A 15,805-nucleotide genomic window follows, 5' to 3' on the forward strand; every position below is an offset into this window, starting at 1 on the left:
CGCAGCAGGCAAAAAAAAGCCCGGCATTGCCGGGCTCTGTTCCACGTGGAACCTGATGCGTCAGAGACGCAGCGGCATGACCACGTGCCTGGACTTCTCGCTGCTGGCCTCGCGTACCAGCGCCGACGAATTGGAATCGCGCAGCTGGATCACGATGTGCTCATCACGCAATGCCGACAAAGCATCGAGCAGGTAATTCACGTTGAAGCCGATGGCAAGATCGCTGACCTGGGTGTCGGCTTCGATCTCTTCCTGCGCTTCTTCCTGCTCCGGGTTGTGCGCGCTGATCTTCAGCTGGCCTGGAGTGACTTCGACACGGACGCCGCGGTACTTCTCGTTGGACAGAATGGCGGCACGCTGCAGCGAAGCACGCAGGCTTTCACGATCCACCTTCACCTCGCGGTCGGCACCGATCGGGATCACCGCCTCGTAATCCGGGAAACGGCCGTCGATCAGCTTGGAGGTGAAGGTCACATCGTCGCGTTTCACGCGCACGTGGCTGCGGCCGACCTCCAGTTCAACTTCGCGATCGCCGCCTTCCAGCAGGCGCTGCAACTCGGTCACGCCCTTGCGCGGCACGATGATCTGGCGCTTGGAACCGGTGCTGTTCTCCAGTGCGGTCTCGCACAACGCCAGACGGTGGCCGTCGGTGGCCACGCAACGCAGCAACTGGTCGCGCAGGTCGAACAACAGGCCGTTGAGGTAGTACCGCACATCCTGCTGCGCCATCGCGAACGCGGTGCGCTCGATCAGTTCCTTCAGGGCGGATTCCGGCACCACTACGCGCTCGGTGGCTTCGACCTCGTCGACCGATGGGAAGTCATTGGCCGGCAGCGTCGCCAGCGTGAAGCGGCTGCGACCGGCCTGCACTGTGATCTTCTCGCCGGTCTGCGACACGGTCACGCGGCTGCCGTCGGGCAGGGCGCGGATGATCTCGAACAGCTTGCGTGCCGGAATCGTGGTTTCGCCATCCTGCGCATCCTCCACCGCAATGCGGGAGACCATTTCCACTTCCAGGTCGGTACCGGTCAGCGACAGCTGGCCGCCCTGTACCTGGACCAGGAAGTTGGCCAGAACCGGAAGGGTCTGACGGCGTTCGACCACGTTGACGACCTGGGCCAACGGCTTGAGGAAGGCTTCGCGCTGCAGTGTGAAACGCATGTGGTTTCGTGCCCCTATGCTTTTAAAGATGTGGGTTAAATCAAAAGCTTGGTGGTGCTGGTAGAGCCAGATTTGGTTTAAAACACACCCAAGTATTTGTTTTTAAAGGGTTTAATTGCATCGAAACCCTCTGTATTACTGGTCCGGAACGGGTGGGGAAAGGTGTGGATAACTTTGCCTCGATCCGGAAGCGCATTTTTATCCACAGATTCCCCAACGCCTGCCCCCGAATGATGCACCGTTTTGTGCGATGACGCCTGCGTGGCGTCGATGCATCATTCGCTGGCCCTGTTGCCTGTCCCTTCCCGGTGTCCCGATGGCTTACTCACTCAACTTGCGGATGAGCTTGTCCCAGTCCTCGCGCAGCTTGCCGTCGGTCTCCATGAGCGTGCGGATCTGGCGGCAGGCGTGCAGCACCGTGGTGTGGTCGCGGCCGGCGAAGGCATCGCCGATTTCCGGCAGGCTGTGCTCGGTCAGTTCCTTGGTCAGCGCCATCGCGACCTGGCGCGGACGCGCCAGCGAACGGGTGCGGCGCTTGGACAGCAGGTCCTTGATCTGCAGGCCGTAGTAGTCGGCCACGGTCTTCTGGATGTTGGGAATGCTGATTGCCTGCTGCTGGGCGCGCAACAGGTCGCGCAGGGTTTCCTGGGCGAATTCGGTGGTGATGGCGCGGCCGGTGAAGTTGGCTCGCGCGGTCAGCGTGTTGAGTGCGCCTTCCAGGTCGCGCACGTTCGAGCGCATCTTCTTGGCGATCAGGAATGCCACGTCGTCGGGAATCTCGGCGCCACGCTCGCGCGCCTTGGCCAGCACGATGGCCGCGCGGGTCTCGAAATCCGGTGGCTCGATGGCCACCGAAAGGCCCCATGCCAGGCGCGACTTCAAGCGCGCTTCCAGGCCTTCGACCTCACGAGGGTAGCGGTCGCAGGTCAGGATGATCTGCTGCTTGCCGTCGAACAGCGCGTTGAAGGTGTGGAAGAACTCCTCCTGCGTACGGTCCTTGCCGGCGAAGAACTGGATGTCGTCGATCAGCAGCGCGTCCACCTGCTGGAACTGGCGCTTGAACTGGTCCATCGTCTTTTCCTGCAGCGCACGGATCATGGCGCTGAAGAACTGCTCCGAACGCAGGTAGAGCACGCGTGCACCCGGATTGGCCTGGCGCATAGCGTTGCCGGCGGCCAGCATCAGGTGGGTCTTGCCCAGGCCGGTGCCGCCATACAGCAGCAGCGGGTTGTGCGCGCGGTCGCCGGGCTTCTGCGCCGCCTGGAAGGCGGCGGCCAGGCCCAGCTGGTTGCTGCGGCCTTCGACGAAGTTGGTGAAGGTGTAGTGCGCATCGAGGTTGCCGTTGAACGGCACCACCGGCGCGGCCGGAGCCGCCATGCCAACAGTGGAAGCGGCAACCGGCGCCGGCTCGGCCGCGCGCGGGCGCGAGCCGATTTCCAGCTGCACGTCGGTGATGTCGGCGAAATAGCGCAGCAGCTCATGGATGCGCGGCAGGTAGCGCTCGCGCACCTGGTCGACGATGAAGGCGTTCGGGGCGTACAGCACCATGCTGTCGGCGCGGTGGTCGGCCTGCAGCGGCTTCAACCAGGTGTGGACATCTTCTGGCGGAAATTCCGCTTCCAGACGTTCGATACAACGGGACCAGGCATCCATCGGAAATAATCGTCGAAGGCACGCGGGACGGGCGCAGAAAGCCGCCCGGCCACGTGCCGGAAAGGGGGAAAGTGGATGGCGCAGACTACCACCGCAGGACGGGGGCGGGAATGCTTGTCCCTGACTTGTTCACAGATCCATCCACAGCCTGTGGATGAAACCCTTGCGGGGCAAGCACTACAGTGCTTGACGTGATGGGGGGAGGCCTATAGAATTTCCGGTTCTTTCCGTCCCATTCATACAGGTGCCCCCATGGCCACCAAGCGCACGTTCCAACCCAGCAACCTCAAGCGCAAGCGCGATCACGGCTTCCGCGCGCGTATGAAGACCGCTGACGGCCGCAAGATCCTGTCGCGTCGCCGCGCCAAGGGCCGCAAAGTCCTCAGCGCTTGATTGCGTTGCCGCCCCGTGCGGCAGATGCAAATCCGATCGTGAGCAGCACCGACCCGCGCAAGCGATTTCCTCGCTCTGCGCGGGTTCGTACGCGTGCCGAATATACAACGGTCTTCAACGGCGCCCGCCGTGTATCCGACCCATTGATGACACTGCACTGGCTGAAAGGGGATATCCCTGCCCGGCTGGGCTTGGCCGTGTCGCGCAAGGTCGATACGCGGTCGGTGGGCCGCAACCGTATCAAGCGTGTGCTGCGTGATGCCACACGTCACCTCCGGGCAGACATGGCCGGGGGCGATTACGTCGTGGTCGCCCGCTCGGCGGCCAAGCTTGCCGGCAACCGGCAGATCCGTGAGGCGTTCGTGCGCCTGCTCCGCCGCGCCGGTGCATTGCCCGCCGTGGTCGCTGACGGCACAATGCCGCCGCGCGAGGGCAACGAACCCTCTTCTTCCTTGAACGCGCCGGGCTCCCCGCCTGGTCGAGCCGAGCCTGCCTGCTGATGAACCAGACCCGTGTATTCCTGATTTTCGCCTGGCTGATGGTGGCGGTGCTGCTGTGGATGGAGTGGGGCCGCGAGAAGAACGCGCCGGATCCGGCCACCGTCGCCACGACCCAGCCGGCGGTGCCGGCCGCCAACGATGCCGACCTGACCCCGCCGTCGGCCGGCAACGTGCCGCAGGCTTCCGTTCCGGGCCAGCCGACGGATGCGGCTGCGCCGACACCCGCCATGGAAGCGGCCACCGCCGCAACGCGCGTCACCGTCACCACCGACGTGCTGAAGCTGGCGCTCGATGGCCGCAGCGTGCTCGACGCCGATCTGCTGCAGTTCCCGCAGACCAAGGCCGCCGGCAGCCCGCCGGTGCAGCTGCTGACCGAGGAAAAGGCGCATCCGTACAGCGCCACCAGCGGTTGGGTAGGCCAGGCCGGTTCTGCCGCGCCTGGCGCCAACGGCTTCCAGCCGGTGCAGGCAGCGCGGGAATACACCTTGGCCGATGGCCAGAGCGAACTGCAGGTTCCGTTCGTCTGGAACGGCCCGGACGGCATCAGCATCCACCGCACCTATACCTTCAAGCGCGGCGACTATGCCATCGGCGTGAAGGATGAAGTGGTCAATGCCGGCGCCACGCCGTGGCAGGGCTATGTGTTCCGCAAGCTCGACCGCGTGCCGGCGATCCTCAGCCGCAGCATGACCAACCCGGATTCCTTCAGCTTCAACGGCGCCACCTGGTACGACAACGACAAGAAGTACCAGCGCCGCGCGTTCGCCGATTACCTGAAGGACGGCAACCTCAACCAGACCGTCAGCGGCGGCTGGGTGGCGATGCTGCAGCACCACTTCTTCACCGCGTGGATTCCGCAGGCCGACCAGGCCTCGTTGTACCTGCTTTCGCAGAACGGTCCGCGCAACGTCATCGAAGCGCGCGGCCCGGGCTTCACCGTGGCCCCGGGTCAGAAGGTGAGCACGCAGGCGCGCCTGTGGGTCGGTCCGAAGCTGGTCAACCAGATCGCCAAGGAAGACGTGCCCGGCCTGGAGCGCGTGGTCGACTACAGCCGCTTCACGCCGATGGCCATCATCGGCCAGGGCCTGTTCTGGGTGATGAACCAGGTCCACAAGCTGGTCGGCAACTGGGGCTGGTCGATCATCGGCCTGGTGATCCTGCTCAAGCTGGCGCTGTTCCCGCTGGCCAACGCGCAGTACAAGTCGCAGGCCAAGATGCGCAGGTTCCAGCCGCGCATCGCCCAGCTCAAGGAACGTTATGGCGACGACCGCCAGAAGTTCCAGACCGCGATGATGGAGCTGTACAAGAAGGAAAAGATCAACCCGATGGGCGGCTGCCTGCCGCTGCTGATCCAGATGCCGATCTTCTTCGCCCTGTACTGGGTGCTGGTGGAATCGGTGGAACTGCGCCAGGCGCCGTGGTTCGCGTGGATCCAGGACCTGACCGCGCGCGATCCGTACTTCATCCTGCCGGTGCTCAACGTGGCCATCATGTGGTTCACGCAGAAGCTGACGCCGGCGCCGGGCATGGACCCGATGCAGCAGAAGATGATGCAGTTCATGCCGCTGGTGTTCGGCGTGATGATGGCCTTCATGCCGTCCGGCCTGGTCCTGTACTGGGTGGTCAATGGCGGCCTGAGCCTGGTCCAGCAGTGGTGGATGACCAAGAAGCACGGCGAGCCCACGCCGCCGGCCAAGGCCGAAGCCAAGTAAGCGCGAAAGCCCGCCGCAAGGCGGGCTTTTCGTATGTCTGCTGCCGCTGGCCCGTAGGAGCGCACTTCAGTGCGCGATGAGACTCCACCGGGAAAGCCCATCGCGCACTGAAGTGCGCTCCTACGGGGGTTCTGTGGATTGCCGGCAACCCAGCGGTACGGGCTCCGCTCCACTAGAATCTTCCGGCCTCCGCCATCTTCGCCTGCCATGTCCCGTCTTCCTGCAATGCGCGGTTTCCTGCTGCCGATCACCCTGGCCGCACTGCTGGCAGGCTGTGGCGACAAACAGGCCGACCCGCAGCAGCCGGGCGCGATGGCATCAGGGCTGGCGACGGCCACGGCGGACGATGCCGCCGCGGCACCCTTGCTGGCGGCACTGCGGAAGCAGCTCGACGGCCACCGCCGCATCATCGTGCTGCTGGCCGACGAGGACGCGCAGAATGCGCGTGACCGCGCCACCTCCACCCGCATCGGCCAGCAACTCTTCCATGACGGCCTGGAGCAGCGCGACGCCATCGCCGCGCAGTTCGATGCGCTGCTGCGCACGGCCAGCCCGCAGCGCTTCGCCACGCTGGGCGCGGTGCTGGACTACATCGAATCGGCGCCGGACCTGTTCGATGCCGACCGCCTGGCCTTCCGTGAGGTACTGCGCGACCTGCACGGGCGCGTCGGCGCCGACTCCTCGCTGCCGGCGGTGAAGCTGCACCAGCGCATCGGCGAGGACCTGGAGGCGCTCGACGAGATCGAGCGCAACTACAACCAGGAAATCACCCGCATCTTCAGTCGCTTCGAGCGCACCCGCGCCATCGCGCTCAAGCGCGAGAAGTGGGAGGATTACGTCGCCCATCTGCGCGGGCAGTACGACCGCGAGGCGATCCTGCGCGACCAGGGCGTGATCGAACCCTATCCGATGTCGATGAAGGACAGCGAGCGCGAGATCTTCGGCCGCGACCTGCCGGCCAAGACCGTGGTGCTGACCTTCGACGACGGCCCGCACAAGGCCTATACCGACGAGATCACCGCCATCCTCAAGCGCTACGACGTGCCGGGGGTGTTCTTCGAGGTCGGCCGCAACATCGGCACGGTCGGCGCCGACGGCAAGGTCGCGCTGGGCGCGATGGCCGGCATCAGCCGCCAGCTGATGGCCGATGGCTATGCGGTGGGCAACCACAGCCTCACCCACGCGCAGCTCTCGCGCACCAGCGGCGACGCGCTGCGCGAGCAGGTGTTGGGCACCGACACGCTGCTGCGCCAGGTCGGCGACAAGCGGGCGCCGCTGTTCCGCTTCCCGTATGGCGCGCGCAATGCCGAAGGCCTGCAGCTGCTCGGCGAAGCCGGATTGAAGTCGATCATGTGGAACATCGATTCGATGGACTGGGCCGATCCGGTGCCGGAGTCCATCGTGCAGCGCGTGCTCGACCAGGTGCAGAAGGAGCAGCGCGGCATCATCCTGTTCCACGATATCCACGACCGCGCGGTGAAGGCGCTGCCGCAGATCCTGGACCGGCTGATCGCCGAGGGCTACCAGTTCGCCGGCTGGAACGGCCGCGATTTCTCCGTCAGCCGCGCGCGCAGGGATGCCGCCAACGACGCCACCGTCACCACCGGCTATGAGAAGTCGTGGGCCATCGTCATCGGCATCGACGACTACGCGAAGTGGCCGAAGCTCGAGTACGCCAGCCGCGATGCGCAGTCCATCGCCGACACCCTGACCGGCCAGTTCGGCTTCCCGTCCTCGCAGGTGATCGTGCTGAAGAACCGCGACGCCACGCGCAACAACATCCTGGCCGCGTTCCATGACCGGCTGGCCGATGGCCGCACGCAGAAGAACGACCGCGTGTTCGTGTTCTTCGCCGGCCACGGCGCCACCCGCCAGCTCGCTTCCGGGCGCGACCTCGGCTACATCATCCCGGTGGATTCGGACCCGAGGGAATTCGCCACCGACGCCATCGCCATGACCGACGTGCAGAACATCGCCGAGAGCCTGCAGGCCAAGCACGTGCTGTTCGTGATGGATGCCTGCTACAGCGGCCTGGGCCTGACCCGTGGCGGCGCTTCGTCCTCCTCGTTCCTGCGCGAGAACGCGCGCCGCACGGCGCGGCAGATGCTCACCGCCGGCGGCGCCGACCAGCAGGTGGCCGACAGCGGCCCCAATGGCCATTCGGTGTTCACCTGGGTGCTGCTGCAGGCGCTGTCCGGCAAGGGCGACCTCAATGGCGATGGCCTGATCACAGGCACCGAACTGGCGGCCTACGTCGCGCCGGCGGTGTCGGCGGTGTCGCGGCAGACGCCGGCGTTCGGCAGCCTGCCCGGTTCGCAGGGCGGCGAGTTCGTGTTCCAGGTACCGGACAGCCAGGAGTTCCTCAACGCCGATACCACCCAGCTCTCGGCCGACGCCATCGCGCTCAACAGCCGCGTCGATGCGGCGCAGGGCGGCAACGAGGCCGCGGTGAAGGTCGCCAATCTGCAGGGCGGCAGCAATACGCTGGTGGTGCCGGCGGCGGTGCCGACCTCCGACCGCCAGCGCGCCCAGCAGGCCAACGACCGAGGCCTGCAGCTGTACCGCGAGAAACGCTACGACGAGGCGGTGGCGCAGTTCACCGAAGCGTTGAAGCTGCGCCCGGATTTCGCCCAGGCCGCCAACAATCTCGGCTTCGTCTACTACCGCCAGCAACGCTACCTGGAAGCGGCGCGCTGGCTGGAGAACACGCTGAAAATCGATCCCTCGCGCGCGGTGGCCTACCTCAACCTCGGCGACGCCTGGTTCCACGCCGGCGACAAGGCCAGGGCGAAGCAGGCCTACACCACCTACCTGGAACTGCAGCCGCAGGGCAGTGGCGCCGCGCAGGCGCGCGCGCAGCTGCAGAAGCTGTAAGCGATGAACGCGACCGCCACTGCCGCCAGCGACACCATCATCGCCATCGCCAGCGGCGCCGCTGCCGGCGGTGTCGGCATCCTGCGTCTTTCAGGCCCACTGTCGGCGTCCATCGCCCGTGGACTCGGCTGCCCGGCGCTGCGGCCACGCCATGCCCACTACGTGCGGTTCCGCGATGCGGCGGGCGAGGTGATCGACGACGGCATCGCGTTGTACTTCCCCGGCCCGCGCAGCTTCACCGGCGAGGAGGTGGTGGAACTGCAGGGCCATGGCAGCCCGGTGGTACTGCGCCAGCTGCTGGCCCGCTGCATCGAACTCGGCGCGCGGCAGGCGCGGGCCGGCGAGTTCAGCGAGCGCGCCTTCCTCAACGGCAAGCTCGACCTGGCCCAGGCCGAAGCCATCGCCGACCTGATCGCCGCCGGCGACGTGCGTGCCGCCCGCGCTGCCCGCCGCTCGCTCGACGGCGTGTTCTCGCGCCGCGTGGAGGAGGTGGCCGAGCAACTGGTACGGCTGCGCATCCACGTCGAGGCCGCCATCGACTTCGCCGACGAACCGCTGGATACGCTGGGCGGCGCGCAGGTACGCGCCGGCGTGGAGCAGGCGCGTGGATCGCTCGCACGCCTGCGCGCCGATGCCGAGCGCGGCCGCAAACTGCGCGACGGCCTGCACGCCGTGCTGATCGGCCCGCCCAATGCAGGCAAGAGTTCGCTGCTCAACGCGCTGGCCGGCAGCGAGCGCGCCATCGTCACCGATATCGCCGGCACCACCCGCGACACCCTGCGCGAAACCATCCGCATCGATGGCCTGGAGCTGGAGCTGGTCGATACCGCCGGCCTGCGCGAAGGCGGCGACGCCATCGAACGCGAGGGCATGCGTCGCGCCCGCGAGGAAATGCAGCGCGCCGACCTGGCCATCGTGGTGCTGGACGCGCGCGACCCGGAAGCCGGTCGGCAGGCAATCGGCGACGCCGCGGCGCAGGCCGCGCGGCAGCTGTGGATATTCAACAAGTGCGACCTGCTGCCGCAGTGGCCGCAGCAGCTGGACGAAGACGCGATCGCGATCTCCGCCGCCAACGGGCAGGGCCTGGAACACCTGCACGCGCGCCTGCGCGAACTCGCCGGCGACGGTGCCGGCGAAGGCCAGCAGGGCGAATTCTCCGCGCGCCTGCGCCATGTGCAGGCCATCGTCCGCGCTGCCGAGCACCTCGACGCCGCCGATGCGCAGCTGCACCACGACCAGCTGGAACTGGCCGCCGAGGAACTGCGTCTGGCGCACGACGCACTGGGCGAAATCACCGGACGCATGACCGCCGACGACCTGCTAGGCCGCATCTTCTCCAGCTTCTGCATCGGCAAGTGACCGGCCGCCGGCATTGAACCGTTCATCCCGCGCCGGTTAGTCTTCGCCCCTGTCGCCACGATGGCGGCCCCGAAGGAGTCCGGTCCAATGCGCCATTGATGCCCGCCCTGCCAGCACGCGCTGGTGAGGCCTCGCGAAGTCCCGCTGCCGCCGGCAGCCGGGTGATCCGGGCATGGATGGAATGCAATGACCACGACTCCCTTCCTGACGCTTGAGAGCGTCTCCTGGCAGCTGCCCGATGGCAGGCTGTTGTTTTCCGATCTGGACGAAACCTTCGACATGCGGCCGACCGGGCTGGTCGGGCGCAACGGCGTGGGCAAGAGCGTGCTGGCGCGGCTGCTGGCCGGCCGCGTGGCGCCCACGCGCGGGCGCTGCCTGCGTTCGGGCCCGGTGGCATGGCTGCCGCAGCAGATCGACACCCCGCCCGGCGCCAGCGTCGCCGACCTCGCCGGCCTGGGCGATGCGCTGGCAGCCCTGCACCGCATTGAACAGGGCAGCAGCGATATCGCCGATTTCGAGGCACTGGGCGAACGCTGGCAGCTGCGCGAACACCTGCAGGCCGAACTGGAGCGGATGCATCTGCACGGCGTATCGGCCGACACGCCGGTGCACCGGCTCAGCGGTGGCCAGCGCATGCGCGTGGCCCTGGCCGGCGCGTTCCTGTCCGACGCCGATTTCCTGGTGCTGGACGAGCCCAGCAACCATCTCGACGCACAAGGCCGGCAACTGCTGCGCGAACAGCTGCGGCGCTGGCCGCGCGGCCTGCTGGTGGTCAGCCACGACCGCGAACTGCTGGGCGACATGCAGCGCATCGTCGAACTGTCCCCGCTCGGCCTGCGCAGCCATGGCGGCAACTACGATTTCTACGCGGCGCGCAGCAGCGAGGAACGGCGCCTGGCAGCGGAAACCCTGCAGCAGCGTCGCCACGAACGCCGCCAGGGCGAACAGGCCCTGCGCCAGCAGCAGGAACAACGCGAGCACCGCGCCGCCCGCGGCAACCGGCAGGCCGCGCATGCCAACCAGGCGCCGATCCTGCTGGGCCGGCAGAAGCAGCGGGCGCAGGCCAGCGCCGGCAAGGCGCATCTGCAACAGCTGCAGCAGCGCGAACGACTGGACGAGCAGGTACGGCAGGCGGCAGCGGAGGTCGAAGCGGCCGCTCCCGTGGTGCTGCTGCCCGTTGCCGGCACCGGCGGCGCGCCCGAGCGCGTGGCGGTACTGGAGGACGTGCTGCTCCCCTTCGTCGATGGCGCTCTTGCCAGGGTCGATCTGCTGCTGCGGCGGGGCGAGCGGCTGGCGCTTACCGGCCGCAACGGTAGCGGCAAGTCGGTGCTGCTCAAAGTGCTGGCCGGGCGGCTGCAACCCCTGCAGGGAGCGGTGCAGGTGAACGCGCCGCACGCCTGGCTGGACCAGCACCTGGCCCTGCCCGTAGCCGCGGCTCCGGCGATGGCCCAGCTGCGTCATGCCAATCCGTCGATGGCCGAGGCCGGACTGCGCACCCGCCTGGCGTTGTTGGGCCTGGATGCCGGGCATGCGCAGCAGCCGGTGGAGGCGCTCAGCGGCGGCGAGCGGATGAAGCTGGCGCTCGCCTGCGCCCTGTATGCGCAATCGCCGGCGCAGCTGCTGCTGCTGGACGAGCCGGCAAACCACCTCGACCTGGATGCGATGCAGGCGCTGGAAACGATGCTGCGCGACTGGCCCGGCACGCTGCTGGTGGCCGCGCACGACGAGGCGTTCCTGCAGGGCATCGGCATCACCGGCCGCCTGCATGCCGGCGCCGAGGGCTGGCAACGGCTGCCACCCTGACGATGCATAGGAGCGCACTTCAGTGCGCGATGGCGCTTTCCCGGCAAGGCCCTGTCGCGCACTGAAGTGCGCTCCTACCGGAGCCTGTCCCATGCCGGTCATATGCGCGCCGCACACTCCCGCTTCTTTCGAAGGCGGAAGCAGGAGCGGGCAGTGTTCGGCAGAACGGTGATGGGTGTGGTGGCGGGCCTGTGCATGGCATCCTCGACGGCGATGGCCGCCGTTCCCGCCCCGCCGTTCGCGCATGTCCCGGTGTACGCGCACCGTGGCGCCAGCGCATTGCTGCCCGAGCACACGCTGGCGGCCTATGCGCAGGCCATCGTCGATGGCGCCGACTACATCGAGCCGGACCTGGTGATGACCCGCGACGGGGTGATGGTGGCGCGCCACGAGAACGAGATCGGCGGCACCACCGACGTTGCCGCGCACCCGGAGTTCGCCGCGCGCCGTACCACCAAAGTGATCGACGGCAAACGCATCGAGGGCTGGTTCACCGAGGATTTCACCCTTGCCGAACTGAAGACCCTGCATGCGCGCGAACGCCTGCCGGAGCTGCGCGGCACCGCCTTCGACGGCGAATTCCGCATCGCCACGCTGGACGAGATCGTCGAATTCCTGGTGCAGCAGGCGCGGCGCAGCGGGCGCGGCATCGGCCTGGCACCGGAGATCAAGCACGGCAGCTACTTCCGCGGCATCGGCCTGCCGATGGAGGAGCGCCTGCTCGATACCCTGCGCGGCAATCCCTACACCAACGTCGCGCCGATCCTGGTGCAGTCGTTCGAGACCGCCAACCTGCGCCAGCTGCGCGCGCGCATCGGCAGGCAGTCGAACATCCGCCTGCTGCAGCTGCTGGACGAAGCCAAGGCCATGCCCGCCGACGTGGCGCTGGCCGGCGGCAACCTGACCTATGCGCGGATGATGACGCCGGCCGGACTGCGCGAGATCGCCGGCTATGCCGACGCGGTCGGCGTCGAACGCCGCGCCCTGGTGCCGGTGGATGCGCAGGGCCGGCTGGCCGCGCCCACGCCGCTGATCGCCGACGCGCATGCCGCCGGCCTGCAGGTGGTGGCCTATACCTTCCGCCCGGAAAATCCCTTCCTGCCCGCGGCCCTGCGCCAGGGAGCGGCGAACGCGCGCAATCCGCAGGGCTCGGTCGCCGAGATCCGCGCCTATCTGCAGGCCGGGGTCGATGCGTTCTTCACCGACGATCCGGCACTGGGCCGACGTGCGGTGGATGGCGGAGATGCGGTGCCCTGATTCCGCCCGCGCTTGCCGCGGGGGTGCGCCAGCGACGAACATCGCCTCCATGAAAGGAGCGATGCTGATCGGCTACAGGTACGAGGAACACGGCGACATCCTGCGCATCCATTCGGCGAACCGGCTGTTGCAGGCCTTGCTGCTGCTGTTCCTGCTGGGGGGCGTTGTGATGCCGCTGCTGCTGCGGGGCGAGCTGGCGGGCAGGAGCGGGGCCGACATGCCGGTCGCGCTGTTGGCATTGATGGTCCTGCCGGCGCTCGGCATGGCCTGCGCCTGGTACTTTCCCGTCCGCGAAACGCTGGAGCTGGACAGGGCAGGCAGGCGGGCGCGGCGCTGCCGTCGCAACCTCTTCGGCGGCCGGGCCCGGCTGGAGGAGGCCTTCGTGCTGGAAAACGGTGACCGACTGCAGCTGCAACGCGCCGGCGCGGCGCCAGCGCCGATCCGGTTGTGGCTGCTCGGCCGCGATGGCGACGCGCACCGGCTCAGCTTCGAGACGGTCGCGGTGCGTCCGGACAGCGCGATGACCGAGGCGTGGCTGCGGCGGATCGCCGCGCATCTGCAACTGGAATTGCCGGGCGAAATTGCCGCATCACCGCCAATGTCGCCACGGCAAGCCCGCTCCCGGCCTTCGCCGCCCGCTCCTGCCGCGGCCACGCATGGCACCCTGCGCGACGATGCCGATGCGATCGCACCGGGCATCCGCGCCGTGCTGGCGCTGCTGGGTTGCTTCCTGGCCGCGCTCGAAGCCAGCCAGGCCTTCGCGCTGCTGCGCGCGGTACTCAGCGGCACCCTGCACGGCAGCTTCTGGCGCGGGCGAACCCAGGCCTATCACTGGGATGGGCAGCCGTGGTCGTTCCTGCTGCAGATGTCGGTGGGGGTGGGCGAAATCCTGGTCGTCGGCCTGCTGGCCTGGGGCTGCCTGCGGCTGGCGCTGGCCGGACGGCTGCGCCAGCTGCCGGACCTGCCGGGGAAATGATACGGGCGACCCCGTCGTCCGCGACTCATCCGTCGCGGCGCGGGTGCGGCCGTAGCTGCACCACCACCTCATAATCGCGGCCTTCGCGCGGCTGCCACAGCACCGGCACCTGGCCGGGCGAGGGCGGCTCCAGCTCGGCATCGGCCAGCGGTGCGGCGTCGTCCTCCTCGTCCTCGTCCTCCCAGCTGTAGCGCTTGCGCGGCGCCAGCGGATCGGCGTGGCGGAACAGCAGGGCGGCGATCACGCCGGCCGCGGCGCCGCCCATGTGCGACTGCCACGACACGCCTGGCTCATGCGGCAGCACGGTCATCACCATGCCGCCGTAGAACAGCACGCCGATCATGCCGGCGGCGATGGCCGCGCGGTCGCGGCGCAGCAGGCCCAGCCCCAGCACCAGGAACATCAGGCCGTGGGTGACGCCGCTGGCGCCGAGGTGATGGCTGCCGGGCTCGCCCAGCATCCACGCACCGATGCCCGAACCCAGCCACAGCAGGGGCAGGGCGCGCAGCGTCGCCTTCGGGTAGACGCCGCCGGCCAGGGTGCCCAGGATCAGCAGCGCCGCCGCGTTGGCGCCCAGGTGTTCGATGGAACCGTGCAGCAGCGGTGCGCCGAGCAGGCCCAGCAGGCCGGCGATGTCGTGCGGGCCCACCGCCCACGGGCGCCAGTCCCAGCCGGTCTGCTGCAGGGCGAACACCGCCACCAGCAGCAGCACGAAGCCCAGGCTCAGGTTGAAGGCACGCAGCACGCGGCGGCGGTCGCTGCGGTCGGTGGCCGGCGTATCGCCGGTGTCGGGCGTGTTGGAAGTGTCCATGGCTATCGGGATTGCGGCGCCCCGCGGTGAATGCAAGGGCGCCGCTTCGGGAAGCCGGTGTACCACCGGCGGGACAATCACGGTGGGGTGGATTCCACCTCAGGCCTTGTGCCTGTCCCTGGGGGGCAGCTTCAGGCTCAGCGCCATCGTCACCACCAGGATCGCCGCGACCACGCCCAGCGACACCGGCACCGGGATCTTGAACACATCGATCAGCAGCATCTTGGCGCCGATGAAGCCCAGGATCACCGCCAGACCGTACGGCAGCAGGTGGAAGCGGTCGGCCATGCCGGCGAGCAGGAAGAACATCGCGCGCAGGCCCAGCACCGCGAACACGTTCGAGGTCAGCACGACGAACGGGTCGGTGGTGATGGCGAAGATCGCCGGGATCGAGTCCACCGCGAAGATCACGTCGGTCACCGCGATCAGGATCAGCACCACGAACATCGGGGTGAACCAGCGCACGCCGTCCTTTTCGGCGAGCAGGCGGTTGCCGTTGTACTCGTGGGTGATGCGCAGGTGCCTGCGCATGAATTTCAGCGCTGGATTGTCGTCCAGGCTCGGTTCCTGGCCGGCGGCGAACCACATCTTCCAGCCGGTGAACAGCAGGAACGCGCCGAACACGTAGAGCAGCCAGTGGAACTGGCTGACCAGCACGGTACCGGCGAAGATCATGACCGTACGCAGCGCGATGGCGCCCAGGATGCCGATGATCAGCACGCGCTGGCGCTGCGTCTCGGGCACTGCGAAGTAGCCCATGATCAGCAGGAACACGAAGATGTTGTCGACCGCCAGCGCCTTCTCGATCAGGTAGCCGGTCAGGAACTGCAGGCCGATCTCATTGGCCACCGCGGTGCCGGCGGTCTCGTTCAGGTAGTACCAGAGGCCGGCATTGAAGGCCAGGGCCAGGGCGACCCAGCCGATCGACCACAGCAGGGCCTCCTTGAAGGTCACCTTGTGCGGGCCGCCATGGCGCATCAGCACCAGGTCGATCAACAGGGCGGCGATGACGACGGCGATGAAGCCGCCCCAAAGCCAGGGATTACCGATTGTCTGGATCATGGGATGTTCCGGTCATGTGGAAGTTCTGGGGACCGCAGGGGCCAGGAACTGGACACGGAATCGGGGGAGACCGGGGACAGAGCTTCGCCATTGCGGCGAAGGTCTTGCTCACAGTTCCGTCGGCCGGAACTGCCGTTGCACCGGAGCCTTGCGGCTCGAACTGACGGCGACAACGTCTGGGAGCTACTCCCCTTCAGGCCCGGATAGTGCGGCCTGGCGCCTTTGCCGTCAATGAACGCGCGGC

12 protein-coding genes are annotated in these 15,805 nt (G+C 67.8%); 8 read left to right on the top strand and 4 right to left on the bottom strand.

All coding sequences use genetic code 11. The annotated features are described in order from the left end of the window. Nucleotides 1-60 precede the first annotated feature (60 nt). Both dnaN and dnaA read right to left on the bottom strand, forming a co-directional pair. Nucleotides 61-1,161 (bottom strand): DNA polymerase III subunit beta, encoded by a 1,101-nt coding sequence (dnaN, locus tag AC1DGW_RS11140; protein WP_055768690.1) that lies wholly within the window; start codon nt 1,159-1,161, stop codon nt 61-63. A gap of 321 nt (nt 1,162-1,482) precedes the next feature. Continuing rightward, complete coding sequence (dnaA, locus tag AC1DGW_RS11145; protein ID WP_478022817.1) at nt 1,483-2,814, bottom strand: chromosomal replication initiator protein DnaA; 1,332 nt, start codon at nt 2,812-2,814, stop codon at nt 1,483-1,485. Nucleotides 2,815-3,066: 252 nt separating this feature from the next. Between dnaA and rpmH the strand changes: the two genes are divergently transcribed. The 8 genes from rpmH (at nt 3,067) to AC1DGW_RS11185 (ending at nt 13,688) form a co-directional block, all read left to right on the top strand. Beyond that, nucleotides 3,067-3,207 (top strand): 50S ribosomal protein L34, encoded by a 141-nt coding sequence (gene rpmH, locus AC1DGW_RS11150; RefSeq protein ID WP_006404565.1) that lies wholly within the window; start codon nt 3,067-3,069, stop codon nt 3,205-3,207. Nucleotides 3,208-3,245: 38 nt separating this feature from the next. After that, the gene (gene rnpA, locus AC1DGW_RS11155; RefSeq protein WP_478022820.1) at nt 3,246-3,707 is read left to right on the top strand and encodes a ribonuclease P protein component; all 462 of its coding nucleotides are present in this window, start codon (nt 3,246-3,248) and stop codon (nt 3,705-3,707) included. After that, the gene (gene yidC / locus AC1DGW_RS11160; RefSeq protein WP_478022823.1) at nt 3,707-5,419 is read left to right on the top strand and encodes a membrane protein insertase YidC; all 1,713 of its coding nucleotides are present in this window, start codon (nt 3,707-3,709) and stop codon (nt 5,417-5,419) included. Before rnpA ends, yidC begins: the two co-directional genes overlap by 1 nt. A gap of 207 nt (nt 5,420-5,626) precedes the next feature. Beyond that, nucleotides 5,627-8,293, top strand: coding sequence for a polysaccharide deacetylase family protein (locus tag AC1DGW_RS11165; protein WP_478022826.1), 2,667 nt, complete (start codon nt 5,627-5,629; stop codon nt 8,291-8,293). Between the two features lie 3 nt (nt 8,294-8,296). After that, nucleotides 8,297-9,652, top strand: coding sequence for a tRNA uridine-5-carboxymethylaminomethyl(34) synthesis GTPase MnmE (mnmE, locus tag AC1DGW_RS11170; RefSeq protein WP_478022829.1), 1,356 nt, complete (start codon nt 8,297-8,299; stop codon nt 9,650-9,652). 186 nt (nt 9,653-9,838) lie between these two features. Next, nucleotides 9,839-11,455, top strand: coding sequence for an ABC-F family ATP-binding cassette domain-containing protein (locus tag AC1DGW_RS11175; protein WP_478022832.1), 1,617 nt, complete (start codon nt 9,839-9,841; stop codon nt 11,453-11,455). 171 nt (nt 11,456-11,626) lie between these two features. After that, the gene (locus AC1DGW_RS11180) at nt 11,627-12,712 is read left to right on the top strand and encodes a glycerophosphodiester phosphodiesterase (protein WP_478023097.1); all 1,086 of its coding nucleotides are present in this window, start codon (nt 11,627-11,629) and stop codon (nt 12,710-12,712) included. Next, on the top strand, nt 12,645-13,688 hold the full coding sequence (locus AC1DGW_RS11185; RefSeq protein WP_478022834.1) for a hypothetical protein: 1,044 nt from the start codon (nt 12,645-12,647) through the stop codon (nt 13,686-13,688). The genes AC1DGW_RS11180 and AC1DGW_RS11185 overlap by 68 nt, the downstream gene beginning before the upstream one ends. A gap of 25 nt (nt 13,689-13,713) precedes the next feature. Here the strand turns inward: AC1DGW_RS11185 and AC1DGW_RS11190 are convergent, their stop codons facing one another. Further along, a complete protein-coding gene (locus AC1DGW_RS11190) occupies nt 13,714-14,499 on the bottom strand; it encodes a rhomboid family intramembrane serine protease (protein WP_478022836.1) in 786 nt (261 codons plus the stop codon). Nucleotides 14,500-14,598: 99 nt separating this feature from the next. Next, nucleotides 14,599-15,558 carry a TerC family protein gene (locus AC1DGW_RS11195; RefSeq protein WP_478023099.1) on the bottom strand — a complete coding sequence of 320 codons (960 nt, stop codon included), beginning with the start codon at nt 15,556-15,558 and terminating at the stop codon, nt 14,599-14,601. Nucleotides 15,559-15,805 lie beyond the last annotated feature (247 nt).

Source organism: Stenotrophomonas sp. 05N423 (assembly GCF_056397145.1).

Coding starts and splice junctions, on each gene's coding strand:
- yidC (WP_478022823.1), top strand. CDS start 3,707: ATGAACCAGACCCGTGTATTCCTGATTTTCGCCTGGCTGATGGTGGCG.
- dnaA (WP_478022817.1), bottom strand. CDS start 2,814: ATGGATGCCTGGTCCCGTTGTATCGAACGTCTGGAAGCGGAATTTCCG.
- AC1DGW_RS11175 (WP_478022832.1), top strand. CDS start 9,839: ATGACCACGACTCCCTTCCTGACGCTTGAGAGCGTCTCCTGGCAGCTG.
- mnmE (WP_478022829.1), top strand. CDS start 8,297: ATGAACGCGACCGCCACTGCCGCCAGCGACACCATCATCGCCATCGCC.
- dnaN (WP_055768690.1), bottom strand. CDS start 1,161: ATGCGTTTCACACTGCAGCGCGAAGCCTTCCTCAAGCCGTTGGCCCAG.
- AC1DGW_RS11185 (WP_478022834.1), top strand. CDS start 12,645: ATGCGTTCTTCACCGACGATCCGGCACTGGGCCGACGTGCGGTGGATG.
- AC1DGW_RS11165 (WP_478022826.1), top strand. CDS start 5,627: ATGTCCCGTCTTCCTGCAATGCGCGGTTTCCTGCTGCCGATCACCCTG.
- AC1DGW_RS11190 (WP_478022836.1), bottom strand. CDS start 14,499: ATGGACACTTCCAACACGCCCGACACCGGCGATACGCCGGCCACCGAC.
- rpmH (WP_006404565.1), top strand. CDS start 3,067: ATGGCCACCAAGCGCACGTTCCAACCCAGCAACCTCAAGCGCAAGCGC.
- AC1DGW_RS11180 (WP_478023097.1), top strand. CDS start 11,627: ATGGGTGTGGTGGCGGGCCTGTGCATGGCATCCTCGACGGCGATGGCC.